Source organism: Okeania sp. SIO2F4 (assembly GCF_010672385.1).
Classification (GTDB): Bacteria; Cyanobacteriota; Cyanobacteriia; order Cyanobacteriales; family Microcoleaceae; genus Trichodesmium.
This window is the reverse complement of record NZ_JAAHGT010000280.1, coordinates 1-10,446: the sequence shown is the minus strand read 5'-3', so window position 1 is coordinate 10,446 and position 10,446 is coordinate 1. Positions and strand designations below refer to the sequence as shown.

General features: G+C 33.9%; 4 protein-coding genes and 2 pseudogenes. 4 read left to right on the top strand and 2 right to left on the bottom strand.

The window, feature by feature from the left end; all coding sequences use genetic code 11:
- Positions 1-1,477: 1,477 nt before the first annotated feature.
- Positions 1,478-3,514 carry an FAD-dependent oxidoreductase gene (locus F6K22_RS18405; protein ID WP_293100804.1) on the bottom strand — a complete coding sequence of 679 codons (2,037 nt, stop codon included), beginning with the start codon at positions 3,512-3,514 and terminating at the stop codon, positions 1,478-1,480.
- Between the two features lie 308 nt (positions 3,515-3,822).
- Between F6K22_RS18405 and F6K22_RS18400 the strand changes: the two are divergent.
- The 4 genes and pseudogenes from F6K22_RS18400 to F6K22_RS18385 all read left to right on the top strand — a co-directional run.
- Positions 3,823-4,078 (top strand): annotated as a pseudogene (locus F6K22_RS18400) (chloramphenicol acetyltransferase); the annotation flags it as partial.
- 315 nt (positions 4,079-4,393) lie between these two features.
- Positions 4,394-4,747, top strand: a pseudogene (locus F6K22_RS18395) (CatB-related O-acetyltransferase); the annotation flags it as partial.
- A 72-nt stretch (positions 4,748-4,819) separates the two neighbouring features.
- Positions 4,820-6,739, top strand: a complete 1,920-nt coding sequence (locus F6K22_RS18390) for a DUF4209 domain-containing protein (RefSeq protein WP_293100798.1) — start codon at positions 4,820-4,822, stop codon at positions 6,737-6,739.
- An 11-nt stretch (positions 6,740-6,750) separates the two neighbouring features.
- Entirely contained in the window at positions 6,751-7,185 is a 435-nt protein-coding gene (locus F6K22_RS18385) for a type II toxin-antitoxin system VapC family toxin (RefSeq protein ID WP_293100795.1), read from the top strand.
- A gap of 774 nt (positions 7,186-7,959) precedes the next feature.
- Here F6K22_RS18385 and F6K22_RS18380 read toward each other — a convergent pair.
- A complete protein-coding gene (locus tag F6K22_RS18380) occupies positions 7,960-9,606 on the bottom strand; it encodes an SWIM zinc finger family protein (RefSeq protein ID WP_293100792.1) in 1,647 nt (548 codons plus the stop codon).
- Between the last annotated feature and the right edge of the window lie 840 nt (positions 9,607-10,446).

The following is a 10,446-nucleotide window of genomic DNA, read 5'->3' as shown; positions in this document are numbered from 1 at the left end:
AGATGTTTAATTTCACCTCTTGTAATTTTTAATCCTGCTAAATCTGACTGCATAATTGAATATGGTTGTAGGTTTTAATTCAATAATTAATAATTACCTCTTCTTTTGAATAAGAGGATTGTCTCAAAGGATTTTTTTTTCTCTCTGAAAGGAGAGACTTTAAATCTTAATTTGTCGGTAATAGGATAAATGAAGTTTGGGACAAGCAGATGTATTTTCTGATTATTCTAAATTTGAGCTTTAACTATGAGAAAATCTGCCGTTGATTAATAATACAGAGGTTTTCACGTTGATGCAATACAAAAATCCATTCTAACTGCGAAAAATTTAGAGAAACATCTAAAAGATGGTAATCATTCAGCTATTAGGACTCATATCTCAGTTTTTTGATGAATTAAGTAATACTAAATCCGTTTATTAAAGGGTGCTTTTCCTCTCCCAAAATTCCATGTACGACAAATACTTCAACTTTTTTAAATACCCTCTTACCAATGGGAATTTGGTATAAGAATTTGTTTAAGAACACTTATATTAACTGATTATATAGCAATATGATTTGAGTTGTGAGATATTGGATATTTTTAGGGAACACTTAACTGGGAACAGGGAACACAAAAGAAGGCAAAAATGTGTATAAATGAATAAGATAACCGCGATACTATATTCTTTTAATAAATATTCAATTCTCACATCTGATTCCTGATTGCTATATCTTAATTTATGCTAGAAATTATCTGAGAATGTATCAATAATAATTTATTCTTTCAAGACAAGACGAGCGTAATTATAATCTAGCTGATAACGCAGTTCCTTCGCAGGATGCAAGCTAAAAGCTGACGGCTGAATGCTTACAAAAGATGAGAAGAGCTAGAAAAGCATTAATACCAATTTAATAAATGTTTGCTACAAATATTTAGGCTATTTAGAGGAATCATAAGTCAGGAGTCAGAATGAATAGCTTATATCATGTCTCTTTGAATAACCACAATAAAAAATTTAGGGAGCAGGGAGTAGGGAGTAGGGAGCAGGGAGTAGGGAAGAAAGGGAAAGAGCGAAAAATATTCTTCCTTAGAGACGAAGAACATTTTTATTATGGCTAACTAATGAGATTTGATATTAAATATTATTTCTGAGTCAGTTACTTCTTTTTTTAGTCAAAGCTACATTTCAACTAAATTGTTTCAATTATCCTTACTATTCATAATATTATTTTTTTGAAATTGTATAAGTAGGTAGGTCTAATTAAACGTTGAAAAAATTGCAGGGGTGGGTTTAAGCAAAAGCCTTGATCTATTAGCAATTTATTCCTAAAAACCCGCCCTACACTTGTTAGATTTATTTATGCTTACCTAATTAAACAGAAATGATCGACCAGCTCTACCTAACCCATCTATAAAACAAGGTTTATTATTTAACCAGGAAAATCTCAAAAATACCTATACAAAAATTCCTATGGGATGAGAAAAATTATATTGCTCTAATTTTGTATACTAAGTTTTGAATTTTGTAGTTTAAAACTCATCTTTGGTTGACCGACATTATAAGTTAAAGCATAACTATTAGCTAGTATCCAAAACCATAAACCAGGATAACGAGGTTCTAACCAAGGTTGAATCCAACGAGCAAAACTAGGCAACCATCCTAATAACCAACTTACCAAACTAAACAAAGTAAAGTTGATATAACTTATCGTCCAAAGTAATATTTCCTCAAAGTTAATAAAATCTAGAATCCACAATAAAAGATAAGGATTTTTTCTGGCTGCTTTGAGAGCTAATCTTGTAAAAATCCACCAATCAGCTCTATCTTTAATAAAAGTTTCTGCTACTTCTGGAGGTGACTCTGCTAATAACCCAAAAAATGTATTCAAAATAGAATTAATTTTTTGGGGAGGTAAAAACTTACCTGTAGGAACCATCATACCTTTAGAAAATAACCAAGTAATAGCAATATTGCTTTGATAAGCGCGAATTTTATTTAAGTTATCTGCACTGAGTAAGTCGTATTTTAAAGCAGTATCCAAAAGTTCAGTTAAACGAGGTAAATTTCTCACCAAAGAACCAAAACCAGTAAATACTAAAGGAGACTGGAGAGAAGCAGCATCACCAATACAAACTAAACGGTCAAAAGCAACTTGGCGATCGCTACCTTTAATACTAAAATGCCCGGGAATATAACCAAAAGTTGGCTTTTTCCATACTAATTTATCCATATCGCAGCGTCGATATTCTGGCAAAATAGTGAAAAAATCCTCATACATTTCTAAAAGAGAACCAGGATTTTCAGGATGAACTTGATGGTAATGAAATAGATAAAATGTTAACTCATTACCAGCACCGGGAAACAATTCCCAAATTAATTGTCTACCGCGAGAAATATCCCCATGACTATTCAAAACATCTCCATAATTTGAATCCCAAACACCTGCTTCAAATCCACCATCAATTACTGCTCCAACTGTCGGACAAACACTATCAAAAGCACGTTTACCATTTAATTGCCAAGCGATGGGAGAGGCAGTACCCATAGCATCTATTAACAAACGCCCACAGAAAATTTGTTCAGTTTTGCTAGATAAGTTTTGAGTGTAAATTACAACTTTTTCTGGTTCAATGTCAGCTTTAATAAATTCTGTTTCATCAACAATAGTTCCTCCAGCTTCTTGTAGTTTCATTCCACATAGACTCAGTAACTTTTCTGAATTCAATGCCAGATTTAAAACTGTCGGAGTATGAAGAATTTTTGCTTTACAAAAATCAGGATTATTAGCATCAAAAAATTTATTAAATCCATCTTTATATTCTCTGGCAATTAAATTTTCTACTTCTGTTTTAGTAAAGAAACCTAAGTCAATTAAACCCTGAATTTCGGAGCGAGAAATATTCCATTCTCGATTCATTTTACCGAAAGGCAAACGTTCCAATAATAATACTTTATATCCCTGTTTTGCCATGATGGCTGCATGAAGACTTCCCAGAGCGCCACCAACATAAATTAAGTCATATTCAACTGAATTATTATTTGTTCCAGATTCTTTTTTCGAGACTACTTGTTTTGGTTTTTGAGGATTTTTAACTGCTTCACGCCAACGTTTTTCCCACCAATATAAACGGTTGAGGTCATATTCTCCTTGAGGCATTTTTTGAAAGTATTTAACTGTAAGAGGATAATCAGATGCTAAAGCTGTAAAAATTGACTGATTTGATAGATCGATAGTGGGAGGTTCTGGATAATTTAGAGGAAATTCTTTTCGTAAACTGCTAGTCAAATTTTGAGTAAATTTTTGTTGTATTGAAGATATATTTCCTTGGGCAAATACTTTCAGATAAGTAGTTCGTTGTAATGACCATACAAATACAGAAATTTCCTGACTAGAATCTTCAGAAAATTTCACAACAAAGCCATCTGAAGTTATAATTTTTTCGCCGAAACCAGCTTGAAATTGAGATTGTAACCATTGACAAACAGCTTTTGTATCTGGTGTGGGTACTTCTAGGTAGAGGATTTGTTTCATGTAGTTTTATCCAGGCATTTAACTTTTAGGTTTAAATTGATAAATATCAAAAATAGTATTTTAACAGTTTATGGCAAAAACTTCTAAGTTCTAGCTTAGTCTACTCCACTGCTTTCCACAAACAAATTTACGTTCATCCTATAGAACCCCTAAGCGTATCTTTTGAGGAAAAGGTCTATAGTAACCCTATTTAGGTTGTAATATTTTGGTGTAGGGGCGATTCGCGAATCGCCCCTACAGGATTCATAATTCAGAATTTTCATGGTTTTTAGCTCAAATTAACTATTATAAAAACTGTCATAAACATTATGAATAACGGTCCTAACCCTAATCTTAAATATCCAATACCTAATCAAACCAGATTAGTTTATTTAAAAAATATTATTAACAATCCTAACATTATTGTCGGAGACTATACCTATTACGATGATTTTGAGAATCCAGAGAATTTTGAGCGGAATGTTCTCTATCATTTTGATTTTATTGGAGATAAATTAATTATTTGGTAAATTCTGTTCTATTGCCTCTAATGTAAAGTTCATTATGAATGGTGGAAATCATCGGACTGATTGGTTTACAAATCACTGAAAAATTAGGGTATAAAGCCTCTCCATTCATGGAGAAAAAAGCGGTCGGAAAGCGGAGCATTCCGTCAGGATGGGATGGCGAGGTTTCCCGAAGAGTGCAGAGCCGCGTTTCATGTCGCGAAGCGAAACGCAATTCAAGTCGCTCCGCGTTTCATGTCGGCTCAAGCGCCGAAAACGCCATATCCAATCTCCCCTTGAGAAGAAAATAAATTCATTTTAGCCAATCCTATCTGTTATAAGAAGAGGTAATAATTAATTATTAATTATTAATTATTAATTATTAATTGTTGAACCATTTCCTGTGTTTGAAAATGGTTGGGAAAAAACCATGCCCGACTCTTGGCAAGACAAAGGCAATACTGTTATTGGTAATGATGTTTGGATTGGTTATGAAGCGACAATTATGCCTGGTATTCTAGTAGGAAATGGAGCGATTATTGCGACAAAATCTGTGGTAACAAAGAATGTTGAAGCCTACAGTATTGTGGGAGGAAATCCTGCTAAGGAAATTCGGAAAAGATTTGGAGAAGAGATTATTAAAGAGTTGTTGGAAATTAAATGGTGGGATTGGGAAATTGAGAAAATAACTCGGAATTTACAGGCAATTTGTGGTTCGGATATTAATGCTTTGCGAGAGGCTGTTTGAGTTTTATTTGATAATTATCTGTTTCATATTTAATTTGTTATACTGAGGAAAATTTAGAATAAAGGTGAAAATATGTTATCTATTGTTCCTCCTCTTACTAAGGAAGATTTTATTAATTATGGCTGGGAAGATGTAGTTAGTGATAGTAAAATGAAAAAGTGCCAGATCTACAGAAAAGGTTTCTGTCAAAAAGCACGGGAAGCAGAAAAAGCAGGAAATCTTCGTCAACAAGCTATATTTGAAATATTAGTCAAAGTAACTTGTTTTAATATTCAACCAGGTCAAGTAGAATTAAGCGAGGATAAATTTTCAATTGAGCTTACAGAGGAGCATCTAAACTTTCTTACTGAAATTGCTCCTAAGATATCAGACTTTACCCTTCAGGCACAAGTTGCAGATATTATCTGGAGCAAAAAACGTAATAATTTAATGGCTGAACTTGCAGTTGATGCTTATATAAAGTCTGCGATAGAGTTAGAAAACCCTACAGAATGGTCTAGCTGCTTTGACCAAATAGAAAGAGCTTTTCGACTAGCAAAAAAAATCAAAAATAAAGTCGAAGAAGTGGTAGAACATATAGAAAAAGTTCTAGATAGCTACCAAGGAGAAGACCCGCTTTGGTTATCAGCAGAACTGATGAAACTTCTACAAGAAAATAAGTCTGGTAATCCCCAAAAATATGCTGCTCTAGCTGAAAAAGCTGCTCTTTTAGCAGAGTCATCTAATGAATGGAGGAGAGCAAGAGATTATTGGGAAATAAAAGCAAAATGGCATCGTATAGAAAAGAATAGGGAAAATGAACGTGCTGCTTTAATGCGTGCTGCAGAAACATATTTGAAGGAAGCTGAATACACTCCCAAAAATTCTTCTCTTGCTTATTTCATAGCATCATTTTCCTTACAAGAAGCTATTAAAGCTTTTAGAAAAATTCCTGGTGCAAAAAAAGAGACTATAGCAGCAAAAGAAAGAACTGAAGAAGCTCATAAACTTCTGCTTCAATATCAACAAGAATCTACGAAAGGGCTAATTACTATTTCTTCCGATCAAATTGATATTACTGAAATAGTAGAGAAAGTTAGAGCAAGCGTTAGAGGTAAAAAACTACAAGATGCCCTTTTTGCTCTAGCTTTTTTAACAGATCCTCAGAAAATTTCTCAACTTAAAAAAAATGCTGAGGAAATATTTAAATATCCCCTATCTTTTGTGATGCAAAAAGTAAGAATAAATAAAAAAGGTAAAGTTGTAGCTAGACAATCTAGCATACTTGAAGAAGCAATTAAATCCGAACCTGGAAAACTAGAAGCAGCAATTAAATCTAGAATGTATGAGCTAAGTATACTATACCAAACCTTAACAGCTCAAGCAGTGATAAAACCTGCTATAGAACAAATAAATTTAGAACATTCTGTACAACTTGAAGACTTTCTTCCTATTGTTGAAAATAATCCTTTTGTACCACCCGAACGGGTACATTTGTTTGCCAAAGGATTATATGCTGGACTAACTGGAGATTTCTACACATCTACTCATATTCTCATTCCTCAAATTGAAAATTCTATTCGTTATTTACTTCAAAAACAAGGTGTATTAACTTCTAAATATGACGATAAAGGAATTCAGCATGAATATGACTTCAACAAGACTCTTTACCTCCCTGAGATAAAAGACATTTTTGATGAAGATACGCTTTTTGACTTGAAAGGTTTACTTGTTGAAAATTCTGGCTCTAATTTGAGAAACCTTATGGCTCATGGTTTACTTGATGATGAAGATTTTTCAAGTCCTTTGATGTCTTACCTTTGGTGGGTAACGTTGAGACGATGTTGTTCTCTGTTCACCTATAAACAGCAAGTCGATATATCCGATCCTGGGGTGAAATATGCTGGTATGTTCAAAAATGATCCTTTATTTGATGACTTTGTAGAAAATATGGCTGCTTATCGACGTGAAGTGGATGAACAAGTTGCTGCTCAAGAAACTGCTGCGGAGTAAAGTCAGTCAGAATGAGCAAATATATTCTAGATACCGATCGTGTTACTCTATTCCAACACAACCATTCTAAAATTTGTCAACGAGCAAGAGAAATAGGAAATGATAGTATATTTGTCACAGTCGTTACATTGCAAGAACAACTGCAAGGAAGACTAGCTACTATCCACAAATTAAGTGCGAATAAAAATAAAAAACCTGAACTTTTATCAGTTGCCTATCATAATCTACGAAAAACTCAGGAGTTCTTCTGCAATTTACAATTGCTAGATTTTGATGATGCAGCTAATACCTATTATCAAAATCTTCGCCAACAAAAAGTTTCTGTAGGAACCCACGACTTAAGAATTGCTGCTATTGCTTTAGTAAACCAAGCGGTTGTTGCGGTCCGCAATAAAAAAGACTTTAGCAAATTTCCTAATTTACCTCTAGAAGATTGGAGTTTGTAGTTAATACTTCTATTAGACATCTCCAGAGAAGAGGGAACAGGGAATAGGAAATAGGGAGGAGTAATTGATAATTTAGTAATTGATAATTTTATAGATAAGAATTTATTTTATTTTTAACTTTTGGAGAACTATATTGTTATCTTTTCACAAATAGGATACATGATTGAAACTACTGAATTATTCATAAAAAAACACCCACAATAGTTGGTTACCCCTTCGTAAACCTCTCAGGACTAGACTGCTTAACTCAAACGGGTCTCCTACCCATAACGGGAAAAGCTTCCAGGAAGCCAAACCGTTGCCCAGTATGGGTAGGATGACCCGAACAGTCAAAAGCAGGCTAGTGATGCGTGTGCGGACTCAACACAAGGACGGCGATCCACCGCCCAAATTGCAAGGCTGTTGACCAACTATTAAACTGTGGGTGGTATTAGTATGATAACAAACTTTTCCTAATTTTGATTAGGAGCGATCGCTTCAAAGATAGGAATTAAGTGGGAAGAAGAAAGAAAATTAAAAGTATCACTACTTACGCAAAATATCAAGTCATACACTATTCGTAGGGGTTAACTCCCGTTACTACCTACTATATATGGTAATTCTGCGTAAGTTATGGTCCTGAATATATAGAACTACGCAAATAGGTTTTCGTTTTTTTTGTAGTGGACTGACAAATATTCAATGGTGCGTTACGACGGATTGCTAAATCTCTTTCATAGTATAAATTTTAGCCGTCTAACGCACCCTACAAACTCTTCTCCATCTCCCACTCCCTTACTCTAGACTCTGACGTGCCTGCTGCATCCGCAAGGCCAAAATATGCTCGCAAGGCCCCTGATACAATTTATTCTGCTGATACCAATTACAATTACACTGGGCCTCAATTATCCGCTCATCGCGATCGACACTTAAAGAAGGAGAAAACATTACTCCCCTATTCATCACACTCCCTTCAATCCTCAAAACCCCATTAATATCATTGACATAATTTACCTCAACAGCATTTTCTTGCAAAAACCTATTAGCACTTTCTTCCCGTTCATTTGCAAACCTTAACCTCTCCATTGGTAGAGGTTTCCGACTTAATTCTCGGACTCGATAAACCTGTTTATTCAAATCATAAATTACTCGTCCAGCTTGAGTATAAGCACCCAAAGCACCCAATACAGAAGTACGACTTAAATTAAGTCTTTTTGCCAAACAATCAGCAGTTTCAAACCAGTTTTCTCGCAACCCATTAAAAATTATTTTCTGAGTCCATTCATCCACATCAGCGCGGGGTGCCATTAAATCAAAATTACCAGCTTGTGCCCAATCATTTGCCGTCCATCCTGATAATCCTAAAGTAAAAGACATATCTCCTAAATCTGCCACATAAAAAGACGGCATTCCTGTACCTAATAAATGAACAGTAAATTTCTTAGCAATAGGAATTAAACGTTCTAAAATATGCAGTCTTCTTCGCCCCCAAGTTCGGATTTGTTGAGTAGAATTTCCGGTGTAAATTGAACGGTGACAAATTATTTCCAAATTCCAAGGTTCAAATACTATTTCTATTGGTTCTCCTGGTTCTAAAAAGTAGCGAATACTGCGGGGTCCGTTTTTTTCTTTGTGGCGACGCAAAACCAAACACATATTATAAATATCCATTGGGTGGAGGTCGAATTTTGTAGCTGGTAATGACATAGCTGAACTGACTTGTAAAAATCCTCTTACCCAACTATCGGGGAGGTCTATTTTTACTTCTTTGAAAGTTTCTTCGTTGGTAGTTTTAACTTCAAAACCGGAAGGATCTACTTGGAGTTCTGTTGTTTTATAACTACGGATTTTTTGGAATTCTTGATAGAGGGCAGCGGAATAGTCAATGTTAGTAGTTCCGCAGGCAAAATCATTGATATTTTTGAATACCTCATAACTTGCTCCAAGTCTTCCATAAGTTGATTCGTCAACGCTGAAACATTCAAAGAAAATTTCATCAGGATGAACAGTTATTACTGGGTCGAAAACGTACCAAGCATCATAATCAATTTTATAAAGATATTGAAATAATTTTTCTTGAGCTTGATAAAAGGGTTTTAAACGTTGTTGTCGGTTTTTGTTTAGTTGATTTAATTCGGTATTAATTTCTATTATTTTTTGAGCTACTTCTTGACGTTGAGCTGTGATATTTTCCCAGTCTATTTCGTCTTCTTGTTGGGCACGCCATTCTTTATAGGCAGTTTTGTCTTTTGGTTTATATCGGAGGTCGGAAACTACTACGTCATGTAAAGCACTAATAGCTTCACGAAATGCGACATTTTTTCCCAGTTCGCCGACAAAATAAGTAGGTTCTCTTTTGGTGTCTGGAGAGAATGACATCTGGGTATTTTTGCCATTGTCAGTAACACCTGTATTGCCTTTATAAGAGTAGTTAAATTCCATAATTTTTTTGGTAATTTATTGAAGAAGGAAGAAAGTAGATGAGTCTATAGATCGATACTGTTCAGTTTTTTGGTTGGGTTTGGAGACCAAACCCCCTACAAGCAAATTTTACAACCTATTTTGATTGGGTTTGGAGACTAAACCCTAGGCGTTGACAAAAAGGATAAACCTATGTTCTCCATTCTTAGATGTTATCTATTCTAAATAAACATTTAAAATCTCTTTAAATTAAATAAGTATGAAATTCTCAGACTATGTTATTTTAGGTACTCATAATAGTGCTGCTTCTATAAACAATTGAGCCTACAATTTTTTACCACTTTCTCAGATATTTATATGTCAATACAACAGTATTGTGGAACAATTTGATATGTATGTTCGTTTTTTTGATTTAAGAATTGACTAAAATTTGAATTGAATTCATGGGATTAATATTTACAAATTTGGAAATATTATTGATACTTTAAAAAAAATAGAGGAAAGAGTAAAATCTACAAAATCTTTTGCTATTATTTCTTTAAAATGTGACAGTGGTTATGATAAACTAATGGATTCTCAAAAGTTTGAAGACCTTAAACAAGTCATTTCAGTATATAAAGAATTTAATAATAATGAACAAGAAACTATTTCTGGAATCTACCTATTAAATCGTCTTACGGATAAATTACCGAATCATAGGTATATCGGATTTAGTGACAATCAAAACACTTCCAGGAATGATTTGTAAATTCAAAATTTCTATAAAATTACAACTACGTTCAGTTCAGAAGAAGAAGAAAAAAAGGATAGAATAAAAGAATGCGATAACTTTAACACTGAACAAATCAAGATAAATTTTAA

What these genes read in the sequence shown, in the direction of transcription:
- F6K22_RS18405 (WP_293100804.1), bottom strand. Translation starts at nt 3,514, where the DNA reads ATGAAACAAATCCTCTACCTAGAAGTACCCACACCAGATACAAAAGCT.
- F6K22_RS18390 (WP_293100798.1), top strand. Translation starts at nt 4,820, where the DNA reads ATGTTATCTATTGTTCCTCCTCTTACTAAGGAAGATTTTATTAATTAT.
- F6K22_RS18385 (WP_293100795.1), top strand. Translation starts at nt 6,751, where the DNA reads ATGAGCAAATATATTCTAGATACCGATCGTGTTACTCTATTCCAACAC.
- F6K22_RS18380 (WP_293100792.1), bottom strand. Translation starts at nt 9,606, where the DNA reads ATGGAATTTAACTACTCTTATAAAGGCAATACAGGTGTTACTGACAAT.